Consider the following 25,592-nt stretch of genomic DNA (forward strand, 5'->3'; position numbering starts at 1 on the left):
AGGGGGTTTTCCCGAGGCATCGCGACCGGTCGTTCCCGGCGGCCAAGACCGGGCGGCGTGGCTGGTTTTGTGGGAGAATTTTGCCGATCGCGGACCTCTCGCCAACTGAACCCATGCCGCAGCCCTGGAAACCCTCGCCAGCCATTCAGATTTCGTTCGCCGCTCATGGCGCCGCCGCCGTTAGCCTGCTTGCCTTTCCCGGGTCGTGGCCGTGGGCGCTCGGCGCCGTCGCCGTAAACCAGTTGCTGCTTTCCGGCGCCGGCATGCTGCCGCGTTCCGCGCTCCTTGGCGCCAACCTGAACCGCTTGCCGGCGCTGGCGGCGGCGCGGCGCGAGATCGCGCTGACCATCGACGATGGGCCGGACCCCGAGGTGACCCCGCGTGTCCTCGACATTCTCGATGCGGCGGGAGCGCGGGCCAGCTTCTTCTGCATCGGCGCGCGCGCCCGGCAATACCCCCGCCTGTGTCGCGAGATTGTCGCGCGCGGCCATCGCGTCGAGAATCACGGTGACTCGCATTCCTGGCTGTTTGCCACCTTCGGCCGCACCCGGATGCGTGCCGACATCGCCGCCGCCCAGACCACGCTGAGCGATGTCACCGGCCAGGCGCCGCAGTTCTTCCGGCCGACGGCCGGCCTGCGCAATCCGCTGCTCGACCCGGTCCTGGCCAGTCTCGACCTGCGACTCGCCTCGTGGACACGCCGTCCCTACGATACGCGAGCCAGCGACGGGCGGCGGGTTCTCGAGCGCCTGACCGGTCGTCTCGGTCCCGGCGACATCCTGCTCCTGCACGACGGCAACGCCGGCCTGACCCCGGCCGGCGAGCCGCTCATCCTTGCCGTGCTGCCGCCGCTACTGGCTGCCGCCGCCGAAGCCCGTCTGTCGCCGGTCACGCTCGTGGCGGCCGGGCGATGACGACGCGCTTCCAGCATGACCTGGTCGACGCCGCCAGTCTCCCATTCCGTGGCGGTGGTCGTTTCGCCTACCACTATGCGCGCGGCAAACTGTCCTCGGACTGCATCTTCCGCGAAGTCCTGAAGCGTGGGATCTTTCCGCCGGAAGCCCGCTTTCTCGACCTCGGCTGCGGGCAGGGCAGCCTCTTCGCCTGGCTGCTGGCCGCCAGGAATTTCCATGCGCAAGGCCGCTGGCCGGGCGACTGGGCCATTCCGCCGAATCCACTCAGCCTGCGTGGCATCGAATTGATGGAGAAGGACGTCGGTCGCGCGGCGCGCGCGTTCGGGGCCAATCATCCGCTCGTCAGCATCCGCCAAGGCGACATGTGCGAGGTCGATTTTGGCGAGGCCGATGTCGTCACCATCCTGGATGCCCTTCACTACATCGACCACGCCCGGCAGGACGACCTGCTCGGGCGCATTCGCGCCGCGCTGCCCGGCGGCGGGCTGTTCCTCACCCGAGTCGGCGATGCCGGGGCAGGCCTGCCGTACCACATCTGCAACTGGCTCGATCATGCGGTCACCTTCGTCCGCGGCCATCGCCTGCCCAGGCTCCACGGCCGCCAGCTCGCGCAATGGATCGAACTGCTGAGGGCTCATGGCTTTGAGGTCGAGCCCATGCCGATGAGCCAAGGCAAGCCTTTTGCCAACATCATGCTTATCTCGCGGGTGCCGGCATGAGCCCGGAGCGGGTCGACCTGGTGCTGCTTGCCGTCGGCACCCTCGCGCTGATCTGGTTGTCGCGCAAGTCACTGCGCCACCCCGGTCGCCACGGCTTCTACCGTTTTTTTGTCTGGGAGGCGATCCTCGGCCTGATCGTGCTCAATCGCCAACCCTGGGGCGAACAGCCGACCTCGGTCCATCAGAGCATTTCCTGGGGTCTTATGCTGGTCAGCATCTACCTGGTCACTCGCAGCTATCGGGCACTGTGTCGCCATGGTGCGGCCAGCGAGGCACGTACCGATGGCACCCTGTACGCTTTCGAAAAGACGACGGCGCTGGTGACGTCCGGTATCTTCCGCCACATCCGCCACCCGATGTACGCCTCGTTGCTGGCGCTGATCTGGGGCGCCTATTTCCAGGCGCCATCCTGGCCGGGTACCGCGCTCGCCGGTTTCGCGTCGCTGTTGCTGGTACTGACCGCCCGTGCCGACGAGAACGAATGCCTGGCCTATTTCGGCGCTCCCTACGCCGCCTATATGCGACGAACCCGCCGCTTCATACCTTACCTCTTCTGATGTTCAGGCGAGCCAGGGCGGCCGTGTTGCTGCTGCCGGTTGCAATTCTCGCCGGCTGTGCGGGCACAGGCGAGCAGGCTCCGGCTGCCCGCCTGCCGCCCGATCTCGCGCAGCCGCTCGCCGGCGGTGTGGCGCCGGCCCGCCCGCAAGCACCCCCGACCGAAGGTGAGATCCGCGCCATGGTCACCCGGCTGATTCCGGCCACCACCAGGGACCGCGGCGGCTGGGCCGACGACCTGTATAGCGCCTTCGGCAGCCTCGGCCTGCCGCACGCGCCGCAGGTCTATTGCGCCGCCATCGCCATCATCGAGCAGGAATCGAGCTTTCAGGCCGACCCGGTGGTTCCCAACCTGCCCGACATCGTCTGGCGCGAACTGGAACAGCGCGGGGGGAAATACGGCATTCCCAGACTGCTGATATCCGCGGCGATGCTGAAGACCTCTCCGGACGGTCGCAGCTACAGCCAGCGCATCGCCATGCTCAAGACCGAGAAGCAGCTCAATGCGCTGTTCGAGGACATGATTGCCGAACTGCCCGCCGGCAAGACGCTGTTCGCCGACTACAACCCGGTGCGCACGGGCGGCCCGATGCAGGTCAGCATTGCCTTCGCGGAGGAATTTGCCCGCGAAAGGGCCTATCCGTATCCAGTCAACCGCGGAATCCGCGACGAAGTATTCACCCGCCGCGGCGGCCTCTACTTCGGCAGCGCCATCCTGCTCGACTACCCGGCGCCGTACGACGATGTCGTCTACCGCTTCGCCGACTTCAATGCCGGGCGCTACAGCAGCCGCAATGCCGCCTTTCAGGCTGCGCTCGTTAGAGTCGGCGGCAAGCCGATGGCGCTCGACGGCGACCTGCTGCGCTACAAGGGTGGCAAGCCGCTGGAGCAGCCGAGCGAGGTCGAGGCCGCATTGCAGGCGTTGTCCGGCAAGCTGCGCCTGAGTCCGCGCGAAATCCGCCGTGACCTGCTGCTCGAAAAGAGCGCCGCCTTCGGCCAGAGCCCGCTGTATTTGCGCCTTTTCGCCGTGGCCGACCAGGCCGCGGGCAGCAAGCTGCCGCGTCAGGCCATGCCGCAGATCGATCTGAAGAGTCCCAAGATCACCCGCAAACTGACCACCGAATGGTTTGCCCGGCGCGTCGAAGGGCGTTATCGCAATTGCCTGGCACGCGCCGGCAGCGGCTGACGATGCGCCAATCCGTGCGGTTAAAATAGTCTTTTGACGAATTCGAGGCCCGCCGTGACCCCGTTGCTGATTTCCTGTTACACCGCCACCACCTGTCTCGGCCATGGTCGCGATGCGCTGCTGGCCGGGCTGCGCGAAGGGCGGAGCGGCCTCACGCCCTGCGCTTTCGAGACGGTGAAGCTGGAAACCTGGATTGGTGAGGTTGCCGCGGTCGACGCCGAAAAACTGGCCGATTCCCTCGCCCGTTACGACTGCCGCAACAACCGCCTGGCGCGGCTTGGGCTTGAAGCCGACGGTTTCGCCGACGAGGTCCGCGCGGCAATCGTCCGTTACGGCAGAACCCGTGTCGGCGTCTTTCTCGGCACCAGCACCGCCGGCATCCTGCAGACCGAGCTGGCCTATCGCCGGCGCAATCCGGATACCGGCGCCTTGCCCGATGATTTCTTCTACCGCACGACCCACAACTCGTTTTCGCTGGCCGAATTCGTGCGCGAGTATTTCGGGCTGGAAGGGCTGGCAATGGTTGTTTCCACCGCCTGTTCCTCGAGCGCCAAGGTGTTCGCCGTTGCCGTCCGCCAACTGGCCTGCGGCACCATCGACGCGGCGCTCGTCGGCGGCGTCGATTCCTTGTGCCTGACGACGCTCTACGGCTTCGCCTCGCTGCAACTTACTTCAACGACACCGTGCCGTCCCTGCGATGCGGCCCGCGATGGCATTTCGATTGGCGAGGGCGCGGCCTTCGCGCTGCTCGAACGGGCGCCGGAAGCGCCGGCAGCCGGGACGCTGCTCCTGCTTGGCGCCGGCGAGTCGAGCGACGCTTATCACATGTCGTCACCTCACCCAGAAGGCCTCGGTGCCCGCATGGCGATGGCGGCAGCCCTGCGTTCGGCCGGGCTGAACCCGGAGGACATCGACTACATCAATCTACATGGTACGGCCACGCCTGCCAACGACGCTGCCGAAGGCAAGGCGGTCAACGCGCTGTTCGGCCATCGCGTACCGTGCAGTTCGACCAAGGGCGCCACCGGGCATACCCTGGGCGCCGCCGGCGCCGTCGAAGCCGTCGTCTGCGCGCTGGCCCTGAGCAACGACCTGCTGCCCGGGTGCACGAATACCGAAACGCCCGACCCGGACATCCCTCTCGCCTGTTTTCTGAAATCCCGGCCCGGCAGGTTGCGCCATGCGTTAAGCAATTCCTTCGGCTTTGGCGGCAGCAACTGCAGCCTGATTCTCGGAGTCACGCGATGACGCCAACGCCGCTCGCCGCCTGGATCGAAGGCATCGGCTTTCTCGCCCCCGGTCTTGCGGACTGGCCGTCGGCCCGAGCGGTGCTGCGTGGCGAACAGCGCTACTCACCGGCCCCCTCGGCGCTCCCGCCGCCCGCCATCCTGCCGCCAGCGGAGCGCCGGCGGGCCAGCCGCATCGTCAGACTCACCCTTGCCATCGGGCTGGAAGCCGCCGCCCACGCCGGAGCCGATGCCAGCACGCTGGCGACTGTGTTTGCCTCTTCCGGCGCCGACGGCCATAATTGCCACGCCCTGTGCGAGCAACTGGCCAGTGATGACCGCCAGGTTTCGCCTACCCGCTTCCACAATTCCGTGCACAATGCCGCTGCCGGCTACTGGGGCATCGCCACCGGGTCCATGGCGCCGTGCCAGGTCCTCTGCGCCTTCGACGCCAGCTTCGGCGCCGGTCTGCTCGACGCGCTCGGCCAGGTGGTTGTGGACGGGCAGCCAACACTGCTGATCGCCTACGACAGCGAATATCCGGAGCCGCTGCATGGCAAACGTAAGATATCCGATTGCGGCGGCGTCGCGCTGCTGCTGACGCCGGCAAGAACCCGACGCTCGCTGGTGCGGATTACCGTGACGGCGACCACCGAGCCTGCTCAAGCCCTCGCTGATGCCGAGCTCGAAGGCCTGCGCCAGAACATTCCGGCAATGCGCAGCCTGCCCTTGCTGGCGAATCTGGCCCGGGGCGAGCCGGGGCAGGTCCGTCTCGACTACCTGGCGCCCATGCAACTGAACGTCACTCTCCAGCAATGCTAGACCGCGCCGCCATCGCCGCCCGTATCCCGCACCAGGGCGACATGTGCCTGCTCGCTGCCGTGGTCGACTGGTCGCGGGACCTCATTTCGTGCCGCGCCGTCAGCCATGCCGATCCGGCCAACCCGTTGCGCGCCGAAGGACGTCTTGGTGCCGCCATCGGCATCGAATATGCCGCCCAGGCAATGGCGCTGCATGGCTCGTTGCTGGCGAGGGACGATGGGCCGCGCCAGGGCTACCTGACCAGCGTGCGCAGCGTCCACCTGCATGTCGCGCGTCTTGACGACCTGCCGGGCGAACTCGATGTTCGGGCCGAACGTCTTTCCGGCGACGCCGACCACATCCTCTACCGGTTCTCGGTCAGTCACGCCGGGGATTGCCTGGTCGAGGGTCGCGCCGCCGTCGTGCTTGACACTGGCTCGCCACGGGAAGCGCGGTCGTGAGGCGGGCGCTCGTCACCGGCGGCAGTGGTGGCATCGGCGCCGCGATCTGCCGGCGCCTCGCCGCGTCCGGTCATCACGTCGTCGTCCATGGCAATCGTGGCCGTGACAAGGCCGACGCGGTCGTCGGTGAAATCCTCGCCACCGGCGGCAGCGCCGAAAGTATTGCCTTCGATGTCACCGACCGCGCCGGCACAGCCGTCGCACTGGAGAGATTGCTCGAAAGCGGTGCCATCCAGGTTCTGGTCAACAATGCCGGCATCCACGCCGATGTGGTTTTCCCCGGCATGTCGGGCGAGCAATGGGACAGCGTAATCGCTGTCTCGCTGAACGGCTTTTTCAACGTCACGCAGCCGTTGACCCTGCCGATGATCCGCACACGCTGGGGACGCATCATCACCATCTCGTCGGTCGCCGGCATCACCGGCAATCGCGGCCAGGTCAATTATTCGGCGGCCAAGGGTGCGCTGCATGCCGCGAGCAAAGCGCTGGCACTCGAACTGGCCAGCCGCGGCATCACGGTCAACGCCGTTGCCCCAGGGATCATCGCCAGCGCCATGAGCGAAGGCAGCTTCGACGCCGAGGCGATCAAGAACCTGGTGCCGATGAAACGTGCCGGCAAGCCGGAAGAGGTCGCCAATCTCGTCGCTTTTCTGGCGTCGGATCAGGCGGCGTACATCTCGGGGCAGGTCATCTCGATCAACGGTGGGATGATCTGATTGTTCTCCCGGGCAGCGGAAGCGTTTCCTCTTGCATGAACCGGCGCGATGCCGGTTGATCGACAACAGACCAAGCGGAGGGGAATTCGCAATGCCCAATTTCAGTCCGCGTCTGACGCAACCGGCACAGCCTGACACGAATCCCTGGTCGCCGCTCCTGCATTAGTTCCAGAACCCGCTTTCCGCCTGGCAGGCGGTTCAAGTGCCGCTGTCCGGCGACGTGAACCAGGCGATCAATCCCTGGTCCTGGACATTCGGTTCGGCGAGCAGTCAGGTTGGGATGGTCAACATCAACCTTGGCCGCAGCAGCGACCCCGAGCTGGAACAGGAGGTCCTCGATACGAACGAACGCGATGTGCTCACTGCATTGCGCTTCCGGCTCGAGGAGATTGCCCAGATCAAGACGCGGTATCGTTCCGATTCCAAACTGGCGACGAAAGCGAAAGCGAAACCGCAACATCGACACCGGGCGAGGGGATACCGGCGCCGGTGTCGCCCCGAAACTCGGTCCGCCATGCAACTACTGTTATGCTTCGCCCGTGGCCACCTGGCGCCGGCTGAGCGGGCGCTCGTCAAGCTTCCGCAGGCCGGTCACGGCGTTGCCCAACACACTGGAGATCGATGATGCACACACACGACCTTTCGGCCTGGAAACACAACCACGTATTCGACAAGGGCAATCCGGCCGCCGAGAAGGGCACGCGTCTGGTGATGTGGATCACCCTGGTGATGATGGTGATCGAGATCGTTGCCGGCTACGTGTTCAATTCGATGGCGCTTCTGGCGGATGGTTGGCACATGAGTTCGCACGCCCTCGCCATCGGCCTCTCGGCATTCGCCTATGCCGCTGCCCGCCGCTACGCAAGTGATCCGCGCTTTGCATTCGGCACCTGGAAGATCGAGATTCTCGCGGGCTATTCCAGTGCGATTTTCCTGGTCGGCGTGGCGGGGTCGATGCTCTTCCAATCGGTCGAACGGATTCTCTCGCCGGAACCGATCCACTATGCCGAGGCGCTGGTCGTTGCTGTGAGCGGCCTCGTGGTCAACATCGTTTGCGCGATGATCCTCGGGAAGGCGCACGATCACCATGACCATGGACACGATCATCACGCGGGCCATGACCATCATCACGGCGATTTGAACCTGAAGTCGGCCTACGTCCACGTCGTCACCGATGCAGCGACCTCGGTCCTGGCCATTGCCGCACTTGCCGGCGGCTGGGTGTACGGCTGGTCGTGGCTCGATCCGGTCATGGGCATCGTCGGCGCCATTCTCGTCGGTGTGTGGGCGAAAAACCTGATGATCGACACCGGCAAGGTGCTGCTCGACCGCGAAATGGACCATCCCGTGGTCTCCGAGATTCGCGAAGTGGTCGAATCCGGGCCGGAGATCAGCGGGACGCGCTGTACCGACCTGCACGTCTGGCGCGTCGGCACGGGAACCTACGCCTGCGCGATCAGCCTCGTCACCCACGATCCGGCGCTGACGGCGGCGCGCGTTCGCGCGCAATTGGCGGTCCATGAGGAAATCGTGCACGTGACGGTGGAGATTCACCAGTGCGCCTGAGTGGCTTCTCAAGGCCGATAGGAAGCGCCTGATCAACGAATCGGATGTCACGTTTCCCTGTCTGCCCGACGACGCGGCCAGGGAATCGGTGGTGCTGGTCGCCGACGGCCTTGTCGCGGTCGACAAACAAATTGCGGCCAATTCCATCACCGGCTATTCGGGCGGCGGCAAATCGATGATCACCCACTACGAAAGCCCGGCCCGCATCGATGCGCCGCGCCCCTCCGCGCTCGGCCTCGCCCACAACCATCTGCCGGAAATGCAGGCCTACACCGGGTTGACCACAGCACCCATCTTTCAGCCCATCGTTGGCCCCTTCTACAAGGGCCTGGCCGTCACCGCCTATCTGCACCCACGGCAATTCACCCGCAAGGGCGCCTCGGGCGCCGTCGTGCGGGCGATGAAGGTCCATCTCGGGGTCGAGGAGAGCAGCAGGCGGGTGTGAGCGCCGTTTCCGCCGACCCCTGTTTTGCGCAAGTTGCACGATACGCTCAGCCTGGCCCAGCCAGCCTTGGAGAAGCAGTGCAAAACAGATGAGCGACGCACTCTCTGCCTCCTCGTTCGTGAGCGGGTATGTTCAAAAGGTCTCGGTCTTTCCTGGAACCCGAGGGGTCTGAGCAGCATCTCAGCTTGTTGCACTTCAGGCTTGAAACGGCCTACCATAAACCCGGAGCGGGCATCCTGTCGATCACGCGCGCCGCCAGCCCGTCTCGAGGAAGGCCGGCGCATGAAAAGAGAATGGAAAGGTCATCCCATGCCTACTCGCACAATCAGCAACCGTACCTTCGACGCCCGGCCGGACCGCATCGACCTGCGCGACCGGGCTTACCTGCCGAAGCTGCTCAGCTTGCCGCCAGTGTGGCCGGCCGCCGAACAGATCAGGAACTATCTTCCGGCTTATGCCAAGACGCTGATTCTCGACCAGGGGCAGGAAGGCGCGTGCACCGGCTTCGGCCTGGCGGCCGTGATCAATTACCTTCAGTTCAGGAACAACGGCTATCAGGTTCAGGGTGTGAAGCCGGTGAGCCCGCGCATGCTCTATCACATGGCGAAGCTGTACGACGAGTGGGCCGGCGAGGATTACGAGGGATCGAGCAACCGCGGGGCGATGAAGGGTTGGCATCGGCATGGCGTGTGCACCGAGGACCTGTGGCCCTACCGCAACAAGAAAAGCAAGGTTGCCTTCATTTCGCCCGCTGGCGGTTGGGAACAGGATGCCAGTGAGCGGCCGCTAGGGGCCTATTACCGCGTTGACAAGCGAAGCATCAGCGACATGCAGTCAGCGATTTGCGAAGTTGGCGCGATCTACTGTTCGGCCGATGTGCACAAGGGCTGGTTCATGAAGAAAACAGCCAGTCTGACGATCATCAAGCGCGACCCGACCAGGGCCGGCGGCCATGCCTTCGCCATCGTCGGCTACAACGGGGATGGCTTCATTGTGCAGAACTCTTGGGGCCCGGACTGGGGCTACCATGGCTTCGCCATCCTCGGCTACGAAGATTGGGTCGCCAGCGGCAGCGATGCGTGGGTTGCCGTTTTCGGGGCACCGATGCGCGTCGCTGCCGGATCAGCCGCCTTCAGCAACCGTGGCCTGCAGGAGGTGGCGCTGCCGGCCGGTTCGTCAGGCAGTGCCAGGAGTTTTGCCTACAAGAACGACAAGGTCCGCCCGCTGTGCGAAAGCGATGCCTACCTGCAGACCATCGTCCTGGGCAACAACGGGGTACCGATCAATCGCATTGTCATCGCCGAGAACGCCGAACGGGCGGTCGAACAAGTGTGTTTTGCGCGGCCGAAGGAGTGGTTCGCGGCCCTGCCGGCAGACCAGCCACGCAAGCTCGCCGTTTATGTGCATGGCGGGCTCAACAATGAGGAGGACTCGCTGGGGCGCATCCGCATCATGGCTCCCTATTTCCAGGAGAACGGTATCTATCCGCTGTTCATCACCTGGAAGACTGGCGCCCTGGAGAGCATCGGCGGCATTCTCGAAGACTCGTTACCGGATATTTTCAAATCGTTGCCGTCGCAACGCGACGCCGGGATTGTCGACAAGCTCGCGGAAGCTCTCGGCGAAGCGCGCGACCGGACGATCGAGGCCGCCAGCGAGAAGATCCTGGTCCGGCCGCTGTGGTCGCAAATGAAACAGAACGCAGCCGCCGCGGCGCAGAGCGGGGCCGGACTGTCCATGCTGGCCACGCATCTGCTCGCCCTGAAAAAGCAATTTCCGAATCTGGAAATCCACCTGGCTGGCCATTCAGCCGGCTCTATCGTCCTCGGATACCTTTTCGGACTTTTCGACAAGAAACTGACGGCCGCCAGCCTGTCCCTGTTCGCTCCCGCCTGCACGCTCGATTTTGCCGTTCGCCAGTACGGCGCGGCGATCAGCGACGGCAAGCTGAAGCCCGACACCGTTCACGTTGACATCATGAACGACGAGCGGGAACTTGCCGACTCTGTCGGCCCCTACGGCAAGTCCCTGCTTTACCTGGTCAGCCGTGCCCTCGAATCACGCCGCAAGGCGCCGATGCTGGGCATGGAATGGTCGTGGAAGACGCAGGGAATGCCGCAAGACCAGTGGTCGGCCGACGAGGATTCCAGGAAGGCGCTCGAATCCTGGCCTGTGCTGGCAACCAACATGAGCCTGCGTCTGCATGACAAGAAGCGTGAATACGTATCGACAGGGGCCGGAAAGATCAAGCTTGCACACGGATCCTTCGACAACGATATCGACGTCGTCGCCCAAATGCTGGAACGCATGCGCGGCGGACCGCTGCTCGCCAAGGTGGAAAACCTGGCTTATTGAGAATGCACTTGGCTGATAGGAGGCGGCTTGCAGTCAGTGCCAGGGCCGAAGCATCGGCGGCAGCGTCGCCGGTGCCTCAGCGGATGTCGGTCGCGGTGAGCCGCTTTGTACGCTGCTATGCGTTTTTGGCAACAGGGTTGCAGAGCGGTGGCGGGCAGTATCAAACGTTTGAGGTGCAGTAGCGTGATCCGTCTTGTGGGCCGGGATCCGCGCCAGCCAACGCATCGCCAACCCCGGCTGCCACGCCTCCGCCTTCGTCATCGCCCCCAAGCACCTGCCGGAAATGGCCACCGACGCGGGGTTGACCGTAGCGCCGCTTGGAGTGATGCCCTTCAGCGCACGAGAATGCCCGCGACGCGGCTGGCGAAGCGGCGCACCTGGCTGGCGCTCGGTACACTCCCGAAAGTAGCGAGGTGCTCTTTCCAGGCTTTGTGCAAAGCAGCCGATCGTGCCGCGGCTGACGGGTCAGTCGGCGCGCCGCCGCTGGCATCTTTGTAACCCTCCTCAAAGTCCCTTCGCACCAGCCACGCTTCGACCTCCGCGGTTGGTGCCCGGCCTTCTTGCTCGGCCGACAAGAGGGCGTTTTCGAGTTCGCCCAACGATGCCGGGTCGAGGTGATGCATCGCGGCCAGCGCGACCAGCGATTCATCGCGCGCGGCATCCGACGTGTTTCCCTGCGTTTCGTAAGCGGCAAACAGGCGTGCCCGGTTGTAGAAGCGCTTGATGTGGCGCGGCGTCGGATCGTAACTGACGACCACCGGATTCCAGATCTTCAGTGCCCGCATGAAGCGGTCGGAATCCTCGGCGCGCAGGGCGCCGCCGAGCGCGAGCACGACCTTGTCGCGATGGCGTCGCAGCCAGCTCAAGAGCAAGCCGGCGAGTGCCAGCAGCGCCGTCGCGCCCAGCCAGCCGAAGGGAGAGACGGTGGGCGGCGTCGGCATGAGACCGATGGCTATCGGCTGACTGTCTCGCTCGGGTTTGAGCTTGGGGTCGGCACTCGCGGCGTCCGGTTGTTTCTGCTGAGCGACCTCGCTGACGACGGAAGGCAGCGCCGCGAGAACCTGCAATGCCTTTGCTTTGCCGCCGTGCGGCAGCCGCTCACCCTGGATGAAGACCAGGGCCAAAACTGCCACGGCGCCCGCGACCAGCATGCCGCGGCCCGCGAAATGCCAAGCTTGCGAACGTACTACGTCGGCTGGCCCTGCGGTCGCCTCGGCTCCCGCCAGACCCTCCAGCAACGCACGGTTCTGTGGCACCGGCAGCTCGATGTGCACCAGCTTGCGCAGGTACGCGGTGGCATAGGCATCATGTTCAGTGCGATCCTCGTCCTCAACCGGCGACTTGACGCAGCGCTTTACCCGTTCCATCGCCGCACCGATCACCACAAAGCACTTGCCGACGTCGACCAGGTAGTTGGTCAGCTCGAGCATGCCATTCACGGTCGCCGGCGTGCAGCGATCGAGATCGTCGATAAAGATCACCAGCCTGCCGCCCAGCGCGTCGCACAGCAGGCTGAATTCCGCGCGGTAGCGCTCGATCGTGCCGTTCGCTTCCTTGTCACCGTCGGCGTCTTTCGTGGACGCTGCCAGCCAGGCACGCAGCGGCGCGGCCAATTGCACCCCATAGACCGTAATTCCCTTGGCGAACAGCAGCAGCAGGAAGCCCGCCAGCCCGCCGACCAGGAAATTCTCGAACCACGGAAAGACCGGTGGTGGCGGCAGCGTCTCGGCAGCGGCGAGGATAGCCTTCTTCTCGCTTGGCCAGAGCTTGCTTCGGTCGGCGAAGGCGTTCGCATCGAGCGTTGCGATCAGTTCCTCGCCACTTGCGAAAACGCAGCGCTGGCCGGCGCCCACCGCGGACGCGTGCTGCACGCCGCAGTGGCTGTCGTCACCGCTTTCCTCCCATTGCAGGCGGGATTGCAAGTAGCAATAGAGCGCCGGGCGAATCGGCTCGGCCTTGTGTAGCGTGGACCAACTGCGAGGGTCGCAGTGGTCGCGTGGGGATGCGGCAGTTGCCGTGGTGGCGGCGTGCGCGGCGCTCGCTGACTCGGGCGCGCTCTTCGCCGGTGCCGAGGCAGCGCTCGCCACGGACTTGGCGAAGGGGTCAAGCTTGGCCAGGCTGGCGCCGGTAATTACCGTCCGGCGCTCCTGCAGCACATGATGCGCGACGTTGAGTTGCAGGCGATCGCGCGCGCTGCGCCAACCGTCGGCCAGCAGGTCGCCGGCGAGCAGCGCGGCGAGCAGCGCCGTCGCGACGGCAACCGACCGGTAGAAACCGCCTCGCCCCCAGATCAGGCGTGATCGCACGCGCAGCGCGCTGACCGGCTGGCGCCACCAGCGCGGCACCGCCTGTTTGCGCACGGCCTCGAACAAGGCGGTGAGCTGGCGCCCCTCCTGCTGGTGGTGCCAGGCGTTGAACCATGCGGTGCGGAAGCCGGCGTGCTCGAGTTCGGTCTGCAACATGCGCATGACCGAACTCTTGCCGTTGCCCCATTCGCCGGTCACGGCGATTGTCACGCGCGGCTCGGTGTCGCGATTGCGGATGAACGACGACAGCGCCTCGACCGCCGGACGCACCCCCAGCCGGTCGAAAAGCTTGTCGGCCACCGGCTGGTCGGATCGCAGCAGGGTTGCCGCGCCATCTGCCAACGGCGGGCCAGTGTCGGCAGCGCTCCCCGGCTGCGCGATTTCGACCAGGCCAAGCAGCACGAACAGGGTGAACGCCAGCAGCGCGAGGGTCGCGAAGTACCATGGCGCCCAGTAACGCTGGTAGGGAGCGGAGGCCGACCACAGCCTGCCGCCGTCGCCGGTGGCGAGGACCGTCCCGAACCCGCCGACCGCCCAGCCGCGCTGGCCGTCAGCGGTGGACTGCGCGCTGCTGAGCCAGGCCTCGGTGCCGCTGGTCTGCGGGGTCCACGCCTTGCCGCCGTTGCCGGTGGTGAGAATCGTCCCGCCCGAGCCGACCGCCCAGCCGCGCTGGCCGTCAGCGGTGAACTGCACGCTGAAGAGTAATTCCCAGGTGCCGCTGGTCTGCGGCGTCCACACGTTGCCGCCGTCGCCGGTGGCGAGGATCGTCCCGTCCGTACCGACGGCCCAGCCGCGCTGGCCGTCAGCGGCGAAGTGCACGCTGTTGAGCTGGGCACCAGTGCCGCTGGTCTGCGGCGTCCACACGTTGCCGCCGTCGCCGGTGGCGAGGATTGTCCCGTCCGTACCGACGGCCCAGCCGCGCTGGCCGTCAGCGGCGAAGTGCACGCTGATGAGCGCGGCCTGGGTGCCGCTGGTCTGCGGGGTCCACTTGTTGCCGCCGTCACCGGTGGCGAGGATCGTCCCGTTCCAGCCGACCGCCCAGCCGCGCTGGCCGTCAGCGGTGAAGTGCACGTGGTTGAGATAATCCTGGGTGCCGCTGGTCTGCGGGGTCCACTTGTTGCCGCCGTCGCCGGTGGCGAGGATCGTCCCGTTCCAGCCGACCGCCCAGCCGCGCTGGCCGTCAGCGGTGAAGTGCACGCTGTAGAGATCACCCTGGGTGCCGCTGGTCTGCGGGGTCCACTTGTTGCCGCCGTCGCCGGTGGCGAGGATCGTCCCGTTCGAGCCGACCGCCCAGCCGCGCTGGCCGTCAGCGGTGAAGTGCACGCTATTGAGCGTGGCCTGGGTGCCGCTGGTCTGCGGGGTCCACTTGTTGCCGCCGTCGCCGGTGGCGAGGATCGTCCCGTTCGAGCCGACCGCCCAGCCGCGCTGGCCGCCAGCGGTGAAGTGCACGCTACTGAGCGTGGCCTGGGTGCCGCTGGTCTGCGGGGTCCACTTGTTGCCGCCGTCGCCGGTGGCGAGGATCGTCCCGTTCGAGCCGACCGCCCAGCCGCGCTGGCCGTCAGCGGTGAAGTGCACGCTACTGAGCGTGGCCTGGGTGCCGCTGGTCTGCGGGGTCCACTTGTTGCCGCCGTCGCCGGTGGCGAGGATCGTCCCGTCCATGCCGACCGCCCAGCCGCGCTGGCCGTCAGCGGTGAAGTGCACGCTGTGGAGCCAGGCCTGGGTGCCGCTGGTCTGCGGCGTCCATGCGTTGCCGCCATCGCTGGTGGCGAGGATCGTCCCGTCCATGCCGACCGCCCAGCCGCGCTGGCCGTCAGCGGTGAAGTGCACGCTGTTGAGCCAGGCCCCGGTGCCGCTGGTCTGCGGCGTCCATGCGTTGCCGCCATCGCTGGTGGCGAGGATCGTCCCGTCCATGCCGACCGCCCAGCCGCGCTGGCCGTCAGCGGTGAAGTGCACGCTGGTGAACAAGTTTCGGGTGCCACTGGTCTGCGGCGTCCACGAGTTGCCACCGTCGCGGGTGGCGAGGATTGTTCCGTTCTCGCCAACCGCCCAGCCCAGACGCTCGGTAGCGAAGAACACCGCGTTCAGGTCGGCGTGGTCGGGACCCGGCCCGGTCGGCGCCGGCACTGCTTCCGGCGCCTTGGCATCGGTCTTCGCGACCACGGCGCCCGGCGCGGCAGGGATTGGCGTGATTTTATTCGCGAGCGGCTTCGCCGGCGCCGGTGCGGCCTTGGGACTGCTGTCCGGTATGCCCCCGGGATTGACGACCTGTGCCGCCGGATTGGCTGCCACCTCCGACAGCGGTGGCGCATTCAGCTTCTGCTGCGCGGCAAGGTTGGGCGCTGCCTGTTGTTTCGGATCCGGCTGTTCTCCGGCCAGCGCTTCGGAAAACGGCGACCAGGCGCCGGCTCTCGCCTGCCGGCCACCGTCCGCCGCGTGCGCCACGGCAGCGGGCCGCTGTTGCACCCAGTTGCTGCCACCATCCGCGCTGTGCAGGACAAGACCGCCATCGCCGACGGCCCAGACATTTTGCGTGTTCGGCAGAACGAAGACGGCCGACAAACTGCCGACGACGACACGGCGCTTGAAGGCGTTGCGCTCGAGCGGATACGCCCACCAGTCTGCCTTGCCGATGTCCCAGTCGGCGACAGGCCGAAACATGTCCGGGTGCGGCGCCTGGCGTTGCGCGAGAAAAGTGGCGACGGCCAGCAGAGTGATGACCAGGGTGATCAGCGCCCAGCGCAGCCAGCCCGGCATTCGCAAACGGCTTCGGGGTTCCTGCACCCGGCGGTCGGGCTGGAGCGAAGGCGGGTCCTCGCGAACTTGCGGCGCTTGTTCCTTGCGTGCCGGCGGAATGCTCAAGCTTGCCTCCGAGAGTAAGGCTGCTGCGGAAAGTATCTCTGGCCGTAGCCGCCGCGGTCAAGCACGGCTGGCCTGCCGGGATGATACGCCCGGACGATATTCCCTGGAGAAGGAATAACAGGGAATCCGCAGTGCCGGCATTTTCCGGTTTCTATGGGCTTCTTGAAGTGGGGGCCAGATTGCTTTCCATGGCACCACGCGCTGAGGCTGGCGGTGGCGGTGTCAACTGCGGTTTTCCGTCCGGCCTGGAGAAGACCGGCGCGGACGTCAGTCAGCGGCCAAGACCGGCGATGCAGATCAGAGGTCGCGGGTGACTCGAATGCGATACCAGGAGGTCCTTCGGCACCGTCCCGGGCGTCACTGAACGCGACTGATTCGCGCTGTGCTAATCTGGACTATCGGTTTGCCTGCCAGGATGGCGGGCAGATCAAGCAAGCGTGATTCACGAGCTGCCGAATTCTGATCAAGGAGATCTGTTGTTCATGACGAAAAAAGCACATAAACGACCAACCCATGCGAAAAAGGCCGCGAAGGGGATCACGGCAAGGAGCCACGCGAGGAGATCGGGGAAAGGTCCGAGCATACCGGACCTGACCGATGCGCTGGCCGCTGTCATGGCAAATTTGAAGGCAGCGCAGATTTCCAGGCTGCTGGGCGCTGCGGTTCCGGGGGGCCTTCCTGACGAGGCCGAAGTCTGTCAGACCGCAGCCGGGAAGAAGAAAGTCGGGAAGGCGCGGAAGGAAGCCCAGAGGAAAGCCCGGAAGGCCAGGAAGCAGGTAGAGAAAAAAGCAAGGCGAGCGAAGAAGCGAGCAATGAAGGAAGGCAAGCAGGCGAGCCCCACTGGCGAAGCCGATCCGAAAATTAACGATTCCGGAACCTGACTGCCCGCCGCGGCCTGATGTCGGGAGCGCGCTGCCTCGCTTGATGGCAATCCCAGGCGAAGCGAACGGTTGCCCCAAGCCTCACGCTGCCGGCCGCCGTCGGAGATGCACAAGCAACACCATCGGGATGGCACGGGCCGATCGCATCGACAGTGGCCGACCGGGGAAAGCCGGAGATTCGATTGCTACGAGCATCGTTGCGGTCGGCCATGCGGCTGCAGCGGAACGCGGGTACCGCCTGGCGTGGATGCAGCGTTGTACATAAAAAGAGCGGCCCGCAGGCCGCTCCCTTTCTGCCAAATCGCCGTGTCAGTTCTACTTCTCGGCAGCGGGCTTGACGGCGGTAGCGGCAGGCTTGGCGGCAGCAGCAGGCTTGGCGGCAGCAGCGGGCTTGGCGGCAGCAGCAGGCTTGGCGGCAGCAGCAGGCTTGGCGGCGGCAGCTTTTTCCGGCTGGGCTTTCTTGCCCACCAGGACGGCCTTCAAGGTGGCTCCTCCTGAGAGCTTGGAAAACTTGGCCGCTGCCTTCTTGATCTTTTCACCGCTAGCAAGTTCACTGCCTTCGCGGGCCACACGCATGACCGACTTGAAGGTATCAAAGCCGATCAGCGCGACGGACTCGCCCTTGGTAATCGCTGCGGTGATGATGTCGACCAGACCATCGATTGCGCTTGCGGCTTGGGCCTTTGACAGTTCCGCGCGCGCGGATAGCGCCTCAATCAGTTCGTCTTTGTTCATTGGTACTCCTCCTCTTGTGGTTGAAAGCGCGATTCTGCCATTTATATGCGGGTAGCTACAACAGATTCATTGAATCGATCGAGTTGGCTGGAAGCGGGACGCTCACGCTGGCAGCCCGACCGGCAGACTCGCGTCGCTACCGGGATCAGTCATGAGCCCAGTGTCCCGGCAGACGGCGGAGGTGGACTATGATCAATACTTGGGGCAACTTCTTGAACCAAAAGTGATAACCGGCAATCAAAGGGTCTTGTAGCGCTACGAGCCGGGTATGGTCAGGTGGCAAGTGCATCGGATTCTCCCGGTCAATTTGAATTGCCAATACATGAGAGGCCCACCATGAACTCCACCCCCACCTTCCGTCATTGTCTGCCCGGCATGGTCGCGGCCGCGACCCTTGCCTTGTCCGCGTTTTCAATGTCCGCGACAGCCGATGAGCTGCTTTTCAAATTGTCGGGGGACGCGGAAGTGCCGCCGGTTGCCACGACGGCCTCGGGCACCGGCGCGATCAACATCAATCCGGACATGACCGTCAGCGGGAAGGTCACGACCTCCGCGGTTGCAGCCACGATGGCGCATATCCACGTTGGTAAGGCCGGGGCCAATGGAGCGGTCGTCGTCACCCTGGCGAAGAGCGGCGATAACGTCTGGCTGGTGCCGGACGGGACCAGGTTGAGCGAAGCCGCGTATCAATCCTACAAGGCCGGCGAACTCTACGTGAATGTTCACACCGCTGAACACAAGGCTGGCGAGATTCGCGGCCAATTGAATCCACCGAACGCGTCGGCCTACTGAAGAACAAGGAACGAGGGCAGGGTGCCGCCCGGGTCAACCCTTGACGTGCAGTCCGCACTCCTTGGACTCAGGTGATTCCCACCACCAGCGGCCGGCGCGGATATCCTCGCCGGGAGAGAGGGCGCGGGTGCATGGCGCGCAGCCGATGCTGGGGTAGAACTTGTCGTGCAGCGCGTTGTAGGGCACGACGTTCTGCCTGATGTAGGTCCAGACTTCCTTCTCGGTCCACCCGGCGAGCGGGTTGAACTTCTCGAGGCCATTGCCCGCGTCGTATTCGCGCAGCGGCAGGGCGTCGCGCGTGGCGGCCTGCTGGGCGCGCAGGCCGGTTATCCAGGCGCGCTTTCCGGCCAGCGCGCGGCGCAGCGGCTCGACCTTGCGGATGGCGCAGCAGGCCTTGCGCAGCGTGACCGAATCGCGGAAGGCGTTGATGCCCTGGTTGCGTACGTAGGTTTCGACATCGTCGGCGCGGGGAAAGAATATCGTGAGCTTGTGCCCGTAGCGTTTCTCGACGGCGCCCATCAGCTCATGGGTTTCGGCGGGCAGGCGGCCGGTATCGAGGCTGAAGATGCTGATCGGCAGTTGCGACTTGAGAATCAGGTCAGTCAGCACCATGTCTTCGGCGCCCAGGCTGCTGGCAAAGGTTGCCGGCGCGAAGTCGCGGGCGATGTCGGCAAGCAGCGTCTGCGCCGTCAGGGTTTTTTCAGCGACGCTGGCCGATAGTTCCGGCGTGATGTTGAGCAGGCCCGGACTCATCGCTCTGTTTCAGGCTGCACGGCGGCGGAAATACGGCTGCGGCCGGTCGCTGGAGGTCTGGTAGGCGTCGCCGAAAGTCGAAAAGCCGTGCTCGATTGCGTAGCTTGCATCCTTGTCGCCCTTGAGGGCATAGGCATCGAAGCCGACGCGCCGCAGGTAGAATAGCTGGTCATGCACCACATCACCGACGGCGCGCAGTTCGCCTTGGTAATTGTAGTGCTGGCGCAGCAGGCTGGCGCTGGAATAGCCGCGGCCATCGACGAATTTCGGGAAGTTGACGGCGATCACGATGAAGTAGTCGAGGTCGGCGGCGATCTCCTCGACGCGGTCGTCCGGCTGCAGCAGCAGGCCGATGCGCTTGTGGGTGGAGATGATTTCGCCCTTGCGCGCCTGCCATACGGCGATCGGGAAGATGACGTCGCCAACTGGCAGGACGACGCTTTCCGGCGCTTCGCCGTCAGTCAGTTCGAGGGTTTTCCAGGCGTCGACCGCGACAGCCTTGTTCCTGATCAAGTGAGCCATCATGCGGCGTCCTTTTCTGCGGGCTTGCCCGCGCCGTGGGCGCGTCCTTCGTAGACGCGGTTCTTGAATGGGTCGATGCCGATGCGATCGAAGGTGTCGAGAAATGATTCGTCGGCATGGCGGTTGGCGAGATAGACCTTGATGATCTTGTCAACGACGTCGGGCATCTCGTTGGCCGAGAACGAGGGACCGATGACCTTGCCGAGACGGGCAGCGTTGCCCTGGCGCCCGCCGAGCGTGACCTGGTAGAACTCGGCATTGTTCTTGTCGACACCGAGCACGCCGATGTGGCCGACGTGGTGGTGGCCGCAGGCGTTCATGCAGCCGGAGATGTTGAGGTCGATTTCGCCGATGTCGAAGAGGTAATCAAGGTCGTCGAAACGGGCCTGAATGGCGGCAGCGATGGGGATCGACTTGGCATTGGCGAGGTCGCAGAAATCGCCACCGGGGCAGCAGATGATGCCGGTCAGCAGGCCGACGTTGGGCGTCGCCAAGCCGTTTTCCCGTGCCACCTGCCAGACGGCGTGGAGGTCAGACTTGCGGACATCGGCAAGGATGATGTTCTGCTCGTGCGAGATGCGCAGTTCGCCGAAGCTGTAACGGTCGGCGAGATCGGCGACGAGATCCATCTGCTCGGCGCTGATGTTGCCGGGTGGCACGCCATGTTTTTTCAGCGACAGGGTGACGGCGGCGTAGCCGGCGACCTTGTGCGGGTGAGTGTTGCGCTCAACCCAGCGGGCGAAGGCCTTTTCGGCGTGGCGATGCTGTTCGAAACCGAGGTCGACGGCCGGGGTTGCCGCGTAATCCGGTGCCACGAAGTGCGCGGCGACGCGGTCGAACTCCTCCTGCGTCAGTGTCGCCGGACTATCCTTGATGTGTGCCCATTCATCTTCGACCAGCCGCGTGAATTCCTCGACGCCGAGCGCCTGCACGAGGATCTTGATGCGCGCTTTGAAGGAATTGTCGCGACGGCCGAAGCGGTTGTACACGCGGAGAATGGCTTCGCAATAGGTCAGGATGTGCTGCCAGGACAGGAATTCGCGGACAACCTGGCCGCGAATCGGCGTCCGTCCGAGGCCGCCGCCGACGATGACCGTGAAGCCGGTTTCGCCGTCCAGTTGCTTGAGATGCAGGCCGATGTCGTGGAACCAGGTGACGGCGCGGTCCTCCTTCGTTCCGGAAATGGCGATCTTGAACTTGCGCGGCAGGAAGGCGAATTCCGGGTGGAAGGTGCTCCACTGGCGGAGGATTTCGGCGAGCGGGCGCGGATCGATCACCTCGTCGGCGGCGACGCCGGCGAACTGGTCGGTGGTGATATTGCGGATGCAGTTGCCCGAGGTCTGGATGGCGTGCATCTCGACTTCGGCGAGGTGGGCCAGGATGTCCGGGCAATCCTCGATCTTTGGCCAGTTGAACTGCATGTTGTGGCGCGTCGTGAAGTGGCCGTAACCCTTGTCGTAGGTGCGGGCGATGAAAGCCAGCTTGCGCAACTGGGTGCTGTTCATCAGCGCGTAGGGAACGGCGATGCGGAACATCGGCGCGTGGCGCTGGATGTAGAGACCGTTCTGCAGGCGCAGTGGGCGGAACTCGTCTTCGGTGAGTTCGCCACCCTGCCAGCGCCGCACCTGATCGCGGAACTGCGCGACCCGTTCGTTGACAAGTTGATGGTCGATGGCATCGTATTTGTACATGGTTATTCCTCAGGCAAAGACCAGCTTGCCGCCGATCAGAACGAGCATGGAGGCCAGCAGGCGACGCAGGATGTGCTCCGGCACCTTGGCTGAAATGTGGCTGCCGAGCCAGATGCCGGGCAGTGAGCCGAGCAGCAGCGCTCCGAGCAATGCCCAGTCGACACCGCCGAGCAGCCAGTGGCCGAGCCCGGCGACCAGCGTCAGCGGCACCGCATGAGCGACATCCGAACCGACGATACGCACCGGTGAAAGGCTGGGATAGAGAAAGAAGAGGGCGGCGACGCCGAGCGCCCCAGCGCCGACCGACGAGATCGTGACCAGCACGCCAAGGATGGCGCCGACGGCAACGGTGATGGCCGGCCGGTGGCGCTGGAGCAGCGGCGAGTCTTCATGCCTGCCGGCGCAGTCACGCAGCTTGCGCCCGAACAGGATGGCGATGGCGGTCAACAGCAGGGCGAAGCCGAGGCCGTGCGAAATGATCTCGCCGATGACGTTGCTGCCCTTCGGCAGTTGTGCCAGAACCCAGATGGTCAGCGCCGCGGCCGGGATGCTGCCGAGCGCCAGACGACCAGCGACCGCCCAGTCGATGTGGCCCTTGCGGCCGTGCGCCACAGTGCCACCGGCCTTGGTCAGCGCCGCGTAGAGGAGGTCGGTGCCGACCGCGGTGGCCGGGTGAATGCCAAACACCAGCACCAGCAGCGGTGTCATCAGCGAGCCGCCGCCGACGCCCGTAAGGCCGACGATGGCGCCGACGGCAAAGCCCGACAGGGTGTAGAGATAATCCATGGCGCGCATCGTAGCAGCGGAAGATTGAATCAAAAAGAATATCGGGTTAGATTGTTATATCAATTTATTATTTAATATAACCATGAAACTTCAGCAACTTCGTTACATCGTTGAAATCCAGCGTCAGGGACTCAATGTCACGGAAGCGGCGGAAACGCTGTTCACCTCGCAGCCCGGCATTTCCAAGCAGGTGAAACTGCTCGAGGATGAGCTAGGGGTGACGATTTTCGAGCGCAGCGGCAAGCGCTTCACCGGCGTCAGCGAACCGGGCAAGGCGGTGCTGGCGATTGCCGAGCGCATCCTGCGCGAAGCCGACAATCTCAAGCGTGCCAGTTCGGAGTTCGCCAACGGCGAAGGCGGGCGCCTGGTGCTGGCCGCGACGCACACCCAGGCGCGCTATGCACTACCCCTGGTGGTGCGCGACTTCGTTGCTCGGCATCCGGCAGTCAAGCTGGAAATGCACCAGGGCAGCCCGACGCAGATCGCCGAATGGGTGGTTGCCGGCGAAGCCGATATTGGTATCGCGACGGAGGCGCTCGACCAGTACCCGCGGTTGATCTCGCTGCCGGTACGCCAATGGAGCCATTGCGTGATCGCGCCGGAAGGTCATCCGATAACCGGATCGGTTCCGCTGGCGCTCGACGAACTGGCGCGCTGGCCCCTCATCACCTACGACACCGCCTTCACCGGCCGCTCGCGCATCAACCGCGCCTTCGAGCGCATTGGCGCCGAACCGAACATCGTCCTTACCGCACTCGACGCCGACGTGATAAAGACCTACGTCAGCCTCGGCCTCGGCCTTGGCATCATTTCGGCGCTGGCGTTCGACGCGCAGCGCGATGCCGGGCTGGTCGCGGTCGACGCTGCCCACCTGTTCGAATCCAATACGACGCGTCTGGCCTTGCGCCGCGGTACCTACCTGCGGCGCCACGACTACGACCTGATCGCGCTGTTCGCCCCACACCTGTCGCAGCGCGTCGTCGAAATGGCGATGCAGGGTGGCGGCGCCGAATATCAGTTGTAGCGGGGTTTGACGGCACAGCCGGGGGTCATGCGCGGCGCCGTGCCACGCAGGATCAGCGATGGCGCGGAAAAGGGCGCCGAGCAGCGCCCTGTCGAGGCTCGGCGGGAGCGGCAGCGCGGCGAGCGCCGGTAGGGCGGTATTCAGGCAGGCGAGAAAGGCAAGGCGGAGAAACTTCATCAGCCGCAATTTTGCGGGCAAGACGTTGCTCGGGCCCTGAAACGAAAATGCCCGCCTGATGGCGGGCATTTTCGCGTGCGGGGGCAATGCTCAGTTGACCTTGGCGCTCTCGCGAAGCTTCTTGACCAGTTGCTCGATCTGCTGCTGCTGCGCGCGCTGCTGCAGTTGCGGCTTGACCTGGTCGAACGGCGGCGGGGTCAGCGGGCGCGTGTCTTCGAGGACGATGACGTGATAGCCGAAGTCGGTCTTGACCGGGGTCTTGGTGTATTCGCCCTTTTTGAGCTTGGTCAGCGCGTCGGAGAACGGCTTGACGTAAGTGCTCGGCGAGCTCCAGCCGAGTTCGCCGCCGTTGTCCTTGGAACCTGGGTCCTTGGACTGCTTGGCTAGTTCGGAGAACTTCTCACCTTTATCGAGTTTGGCGATGATGGCCTTGGCCTCATCCTCGTTGGCGACCAGAATGTGCTTGGTCTTGTACTCGGTTGAGCCGAGAGTGGTTTTGATCGTCTCGTATTCCTTCTTCAGGGTTTCGTCGCTGACCGGGTTGGCGCGCACATAGCCCGAGAGAAACGCCTGAATCAGGACAGCCTGGCGGGCGAGTTCCATCTGGCCCTGAACTTCTGATTTCTTGTCGAGGCCCTTCTTCTTGGCTTCCTGGACCAGCAGTTCGCGGCGAATCAGTTCTTCCTTGACGGCGTTCTGCAGTTGCGGCGAATCCGGCGCGCCCTGGGCCTTTTGCTGGGCGACGAAGGTATCGTAGGTGTTTTGCGAAATGGGCTGGCCATTGACGGTGGCAACGGTACCGCCCTTGTCGGCGGCAAGGACCGGGGCGGATACGAGGGCGCCCGCCAAGAGCAGAGCGGCCAGCGGGGAGACTTTGATCATTCGGTTTTCCTTGAGTGTGGGGTAAAAACCCGCCGATTATACTTCGTCGGGTGAAAAAGCGCGGATGCTGATCGCGTGAATTCGACCGCTCATCAGATCGCCGGTTGCGGCGTAAATCGTTCGATGACGCCTGACCGTATTGTGGCCGGCGAAGGCGGCGGCGACTATGGTGATTTTGTAATGGCCACCGTCTTTCGCGCCGGCATGGCCAGCATGGCGGTGCGATTCGTCCTCGATCGTGAGCGATTGCGGTTCCAGCACCGCCAGGCGTTCGCGTAGCAGGGCTACGGTTTCGGCACTCACGCCGGCAGTGTTTTCTTGTAGGGCTTGACGGTGATTTTCGCGTAGACACCGGCGGCGACATAGGGGTCGGCGTCGGCCCAGGTTTGCGCCGCCGCCAGCGAGGCGAACTCGGCAACGATGACGCTGCCGGAGAAGCCAGCCGGGCCGGGGTCGGGCGAGTCGATGGCCGGGCAGGGGCCGGCGAGGATGAGGCGACCATCAGCCTGCAAGGCCTGCAGGCGATCGAGGTGGGCGGGGCGTGCCGCGAGACGCTGGTCGAGCGTGCCGGGGTGGTCTTCAGCGATGATGACGTAAAGCATTATTTATCCTCCTTGACGTATTTTGACAGCAACAGACCTTGCCCGAGCACAAACAGAAGCAATAGGCCCATGCCACCGAACAGTTTGAAATTGACCCAGGTATCGGTCGGAAAGTTGAAGGCGACGAACAGGTTCAGAGCGCCCATGAACATGAAGAAGGTCACCCAGGACAGATTGACTTTGTACCAGACCGGGTCGGGCAGGGTCAACTGCTCGCCGAGCATGGCCTTGATCGGGTTTTTCTTCAGCACCAGCGCCGCGAAGGCCATGCTGCCGGCGAACACCCAGTAGAGGATGGTCGGCTTCCACTTGATGAAGGTTTCGTCTTGAAAGATCAGGGTCATGCCGCCGAATACTGAAACCAGGACGAGGCTGACCCACAACATCTTGTCTACCTTGCCGTGGCGGAAATGCACCCAGGCGATTTGCGCGACAGTGGCGGTGATGACGACGATGGTCGCGAGCAAGATCGGCGCCTGCTTGACGTCGAGCACGGCGCTGCCGAGCAGGCTGCCGACCAGTGCGGCGGCACCTTCCGGATTGCTGACGTAATACTTGAAGGTCGCGAAGAACAGGATGACCGGGAAGAGATCGAAGAGCAGTTTCATGGCGCGGGATTATACCTGTAGTGGATTGGC

The 25,592-nt window shown here is 64.6% G+C and carries 24 protein-coding genes and 1 pseudogene; 15 read left to right on the forward strand and 10 right to left on the reverse strand.

Annotated elements, in window-relative coordinates; all coding sequences use genetic code 11:
* The first annotated feature begins 113 nt into the window (after positions 1 to 113).
* From IPP03_21775 to IPP03_21830, 12 genes and pseudogenes are all read left to right on the forward strand, one after another.
* The gene (locus IPP03_21775; protein ID MBL0355134.1) at positions 114 to 914 is read left to right on the forward strand and encodes a polysaccharide deacetylase family protein; all 801 of its coding nucleotides are present in this window, start codon (positions 114 to 116) and stop codon (positions 912 to 914) included.
* On the forward strand, positions 911 to 1,633 hold the full coding sequence (locus tag IPP03_21780) for a class I SAM-dependent methyltransferase (protein MBL0355135.1): 723 nt from the start codon (positions 911 to 913) through the stop codon (positions 1,631 to 1,633). Before IPP03_21775 ends, IPP03_21780 begins: the two co-directional genes overlap by 4 nt.
* On the forward strand, positions 1,630 to 2,190 hold the full coding sequence (locus tag IPP03_21785; GenBank protein MBL0355136.1) for an isoprenylcysteine carboxylmethyltransferase family protein: 561 nt from the start codon (positions 1,630 to 1,632) through the stop codon (positions 2,188 to 2,190). Before IPP03_21780 ends, IPP03_21785 begins: the two co-directional genes overlap by 4 nt.
* Positions 2,115 to 3,374 (forward strand): DUF1615 domain-containing protein, encoded by a 1,260-nt coding sequence (locus IPP03_21790; protein MBL0355137.1) that lies wholly within the window; start codon positions 2,115 to 2,117, stop codon positions 3,372 to 3,374. The genes IPP03_21785 and IPP03_21790 overlap by 76 nt, the downstream gene beginning before the upstream one ends.
* Before the next feature lie 54 nt (positions 3,375 to 3,428).
* A complete protein-coding gene (locus IPP03_21795) occupies positions 3,429 to 4,622 on the forward strand; it encodes a beta-ketoacyl-[acyl-carrier-protein] synthase family protein (protein ID MBL0355138.1) in 1,194 nt (397 codons plus the stop codon).
* Positions 4,619 to 5,422, forward strand: coding sequence for a beta-ketoacyl synthase chain length factor (locus tag IPP03_21800; GenBank protein ID MBL0355139.1), 804 nt, complete (start codon positions 4,619 to 4,621; stop codon positions 5,420 to 5,422). Before IPP03_21795 ends, IPP03_21800 begins: the two co-directional genes overlap by 4 nt.
* The gene (locus tag IPP03_21805; protein MBL0355140.1) at positions 5,416 to 5,862 is read left to right on the forward strand and encodes a 3-hydroxylacyl-ACP dehydratase; all 447 of its coding nucleotides are present in this window, start codon (positions 5,416 to 5,418) and stop codon (positions 5,860 to 5,862) included. The genes IPP03_21800 and IPP03_21805 overlap by 7 nt, the downstream gene beginning before the upstream one ends.
* Positions 5,859 to 6,578, forward strand: coding sequence for a 3-oxoacyl-ACP reductase FabG (gene fabG / locus IPP03_21810; GenBank protein MBL0355141.1), 720 nt, complete (start codon positions 5,859 to 5,861; stop codon positions 6,576 to 6,578). The genes IPP03_21805 and fabG overlap by 4 nt, the downstream gene beginning before the upstream one ends.
* 202 nt (positions 6,579 to 6,780) lie before the next feature.
* Complete coding sequence (locus tag IPP03_21815) at positions 6,781 to 7,203, forward strand: hypothetical protein (protein MBL0355142.1); 423 nt, start codon at positions 6,781 to 6,783, stop codon at positions 7,201 to 7,203.
* Positions 7,203 to 8,144 carry a CDF family Co(II)/Ni(II) efflux transporter DmeF gene (dmeF, locus tag IPP03_21820; GenBank protein MBL0355143.1) on the forward strand — a complete coding sequence of 314 codons (942 nt, stop codon included), beginning with the start codon at positions 7,203 to 7,205 and terminating at the stop codon, positions 8,142 to 8,144. The genes IPP03_21815 and dmeF overlap by 1 nt, the downstream gene beginning before the upstream one ends.
* Positions 8,145 to 8,157: 13 nt before the next feature.
* Positions 8,158 to 8,589: pseudogene (locus IPP03_21825) on the forward strand (N-acetyl-gamma-glutamyl-phosphate reductase).
* 309 nt (positions 8,590 to 8,898) lie between these two features.
* The gene (locus IPP03_21830) at positions 8,899 to 10,944 is read left to right on the forward strand and encodes a C1 family peptidase (GenBank protein ID MBL0355144.1); all 2,046 of its coding nucleotides are present in this window, start codon (positions 8,899 to 8,901) and stop codon (positions 10,942 to 10,944) included.
* Positions 10,945 to 11,276: 332 nt separating this feature from the next.
* On the opposite strand, the gene IPP03_21835 is transcribed toward IPP03_21830, so the two are convergent.
* A complete protein-coding gene (locus tag IPP03_21835) occupies positions 11,277 to 16,109 on the reverse strand; it encodes a hypothetical protein (protein MBL0355145.1) in 4,833 nt (1,610 codons plus the stop codon).
* Between the two features lie 476 nt (positions 16,110 to 16,585).
* Between IPP03_21835 and IPP03_21840 the strand changes: the two genes are divergently transcribed.
* Positions 16,586 to 16,990, forward strand: a complete 405-nt coding sequence (locus IPP03_21840) for a hypothetical protein (protein MBL0355146.1) — start codon at positions 16,586 to 16,588, stop codon at positions 16,988 to 16,990.
* Positions 16,991 to 17,305: 315 nt separating this feature from the next.
* Here the strand turns inward: IPP03_21840 and IPP03_21845 are convergent, their stop codons facing one another.
* On the reverse strand, positions 17,306 to 17,725 hold the full coding sequence (locus tag IPP03_21845) for an HU family DNA-binding protein (GenBank protein ID MBL0355147.1): 420 nt from the start codon (positions 17,723 to 17,725) through the stop codon (positions 17,306 to 17,308).
* A gap of 375 nt (positions 17,726 to 18,100) precedes the next feature.
* Here IPP03_21845 and IPP03_21850 point away from each other — a divergent pair, with 375 nt between their 5' ends.
* Positions 18,101 to 18,517, forward strand: a complete 417-nt coding sequence (locus IPP03_21850) for a CHRD domain-containing protein (GenBank protein ID MBL0355148.1) — start codon at positions 18,101 to 18,103, stop codon at positions 18,515 to 18,517.
* 33 nt (positions 18,518 to 18,550) lie between these two features.
* Here the strand turns inward: IPP03_21850 and IPP03_21855 are convergent, their stop codons facing one another.
* The 4 genes from IPP03_21855 to IPP03_21870 are packed head-to-tail and all read right to left on the reverse strand — an operon-like array spanning position 18,551 to position 22,269.
* On the reverse strand, positions 18,551 to 19,270 hold the full coding sequence (locus IPP03_21855; GenBank protein MBL0355149.1) for a phosphoadenylyl-sulfate reductase: 720 nt from the start codon (positions 19,268 to 19,270) through the stop codon (positions 18,551 to 18,553).
* A gap of 9 nt (positions 19,271 to 19,279) precedes the next feature.
* The gene (locus IPP03_21860) at positions 19,280 to 19,792 is read right to left on the reverse strand and encodes a DUF934 domain-containing protein (GenBank protein ID MBL0355150.1); all 513 of its coding nucleotides are present in this window, start codon (positions 19,790 to 19,792) and stop codon (positions 19,280 to 19,282) included.
* Positions 19,792 to 21,483: a nitrite/sulfite reductase gene (locus IPP03_21865; protein MBL0355151.1), complete on the reverse strand. Its 1,692-nt coding sequence runs from the start codon at positions 21,481 to 21,483 to the stop codon at positions 19,792 to 19,794. The genes IPP03_21860 and IPP03_21865 overlap by 1 nt, the downstream gene beginning before the upstream one ends.
* A 9-nt stretch (positions 21,484 to 21,492) precedes the next feature.
* The gene (locus IPP03_21870; GenBank protein ID MBL0355152.1) at positions 21,493 to 22,269 is read right to left on the reverse strand and encodes a sulfite exporter TauE/SafE family protein; all 777 of its coding nucleotides are present in this window, start codon (positions 22,267 to 22,269) and stop codon (positions 21,493 to 21,495) included.
* An 82-nt stretch (positions 22,270 to 22,351) separates the two neighbouring features.
* On the opposite strand from IPP03_21870, the gene IPP03_21875 reads away from it, so the two are divergent.
* The gene (locus IPP03_21875) at positions 22,352 to 23,293 is read left to right on the forward strand and encodes a CysB family HTH-type transcriptional regulator (protein MBL0355153.1); all 942 of its coding nucleotides are present in this window, start codon (positions 22,352 to 22,354) and stop codon (positions 23,291 to 23,293) included.
* A gap of 267 nt (positions 23,294 to 23,560) precedes the next feature.
* Here the strand turns inward: IPP03_21875 and IPP03_21880 are convergent, their stop codons facing one another.
* The 4 genes from IPP03_21880 to IPP03_21895 are packed head-to-tail and all read right to left on the reverse strand — an operon-like array spanning position 23,561 to position 25,562.
* Positions 23,561 to 24,352: a peptidylprolyl isomerase gene (locus IPP03_21880; GenBank protein MBL0355154.1), complete on the reverse strand. Its 792-nt coding sequence runs from the start codon at positions 24,350 to 24,352 to the stop codon at positions 23,561 to 23,563.
* A 36-nt stretch (positions 24,353 to 24,388) separates the two neighbouring features.
* Positions 24,389 to 24,655, reverse strand: a complete 267-nt coding sequence (locus IPP03_21885) for a BolA family transcriptional regulator (GenBank protein ID MBL0355155.1) — start codon at positions 24,653 to 24,655, stop codon at positions 24,389 to 24,391.
* The gene (locus IPP03_21890; GenBank protein MBL0355156.1) at positions 24,652 to 24,954 is read right to left on the reverse strand and encodes a YciI family protein; all 303 of its coding nucleotides are present in this window, start codon (positions 24,952 to 24,954) and stop codon (positions 24,652 to 24,654) included. Before IPP03_21890 ends, IPP03_21885 begins: the two co-directional genes overlap by 4 nt.
* A complete protein-coding gene (locus tag IPP03_21895) occupies positions 24,954 to 25,562 on the reverse strand; it encodes a septation protein A (GenBank protein ID MBL0355157.1) in 609 nt (202 codons plus the stop codon). Before IPP03_21895 ends, IPP03_21890 begins: the two co-directional genes overlap by 1 nt.
* Between the last annotated feature and the right edge of the window lie 30 nt (positions 25,563 to 25,592).

Source organism: Candidatus Dechloromonas phosphoritropha, from assembly GCA_016722705.1.
GTDB classification, from domain to species: Bacteria; Pseudomonadota; Gammaproteobacteria; order Burkholderiales; family Rhodocyclaceae; genus Azonexus; species Azonexus phosphoritrophus.

Excerpts from the sequence above, each read along its gene's own strand:
- IPP03_21850 (MBL0355148.1), top strand. The coding sequence starts at position 18,101 with ATGGTCGCGGCCGCGACCCTTGCCTTGTCCGCGTTTTCAATGTCCGCG.
- IPP03_21895 (MBL0355157.1), bottom strand. The coding sequence starts at position 25,562 with ATGAAACTGCTCTTCGATCTCTTCCCGGTCATCCTGTTCTTCGCGACC.
- IPP03_21870 (MBL0355152.1), bottom strand. The coding sequence starts at position 22,269 with ATGGATTATCTCTACACCCTGTCGGGCTTTGCCGTCGGCGCCATCGTC.
- IPP03_21860 (MBL0355150.1), bottom strand. The coding sequence starts at position 19,792 with ATGGCTCACTTGATCAGGAACAAGGCTGTCGCGGTCGACGCCTGGAAA.
- IPP03_21880 (MBL0355154.1), bottom strand. The coding sequence starts at position 24,352 with ATGATCAAAGTCTCCCCGCTGGCCGCTCTGCTCTTGGCGGGCGCCCTC.
- IPP03_21855 (MBL0355149.1), bottom strand. The coding sequence starts at position 19,270 with ATGAGTCCGGGCCTGCTCAACATCACGCCGGAACTATCGGCCAGCGTC.
- IPP03_21790 (MBL0355137.1), top strand. The coding sequence starts at position 2,115 with ATGCCTGGCCTATTTCGGCGCTCCCTACGCCGCCTATATGCGACGAAC.
- IPP03_21830 (MBL0355144.1), top strand. The coding sequence starts at position 8,899 with ATGCCTACTCGCACAATCAGCAACCGTACCTTCGACGCCCGGCCGGAC.
- IPP03_21845 (MBL0355147.1), bottom strand. The coding sequence starts at position 17,725 with ATGAACAAAGACGAACTGATTGAGGCGCTATCCGCGCGCGCGGAACTG.
- IPP03_21875 (MBL0355153.1), top strand. The coding sequence starts at position 22,352 with ATGAAACTTCAGCAACTTCGTTACATCGTTGAAATCCAGCGTCAGGGA.
- dmeF (MBL0355143.1), top strand. The coding sequence starts at position 7,203 with ATGCACACACACGACCTTTCGGCCTGGAAACACAACCACGTATTCGAC.
- IPP03_21865 (MBL0355151.1), bottom strand. The coding sequence starts at position 21,483 with ATGTACAAATACGATGCCATCGACCATCAACTTGTCAACGAACGGGTC.
- IPP03_21890 (MBL0355156.1), bottom strand. The coding sequence starts at position 24,954 with ATGCTTTACGTCATCATCGCTGAAGACCACCCCGGCACGCTCGACCAG.
- IPP03_21785 (MBL0355136.1), top strand. The coding sequence starts at position 1,630 with ATGAGCCCGGAGCGGGTCGACCTGGTGCTGCTTGCCGTCGGCACCCTC.
- IPP03_21800 (MBL0355139.1), top strand. The coding sequence starts at position 4,619 with ATGACGCCAACGCCGCTCGCCGCCTGGATCGAAGGCATCGGCTTTCTC.
- IPP03_21780 (MBL0355135.1), top strand. The coding sequence starts at position 911 with ATGACGACGCGCTTCCAGCATGACCTGGTCGACGCCGCCAGTCTCCCA.
- IPP03_21775 (MBL0355134.1), top strand. The coding sequence starts at position 114 with ATGCCGCAGCCCTGGAAACCCTCGCCAGCCATTCAGATTTCGTTCGCC.
- IPP03_21805 (MBL0355140.1), top strand. The coding sequence starts at position 5,416 with ATGCTAGACCGCGCCGCCATCGCCGCCCGTATCCCGCACCAGGGCGAC.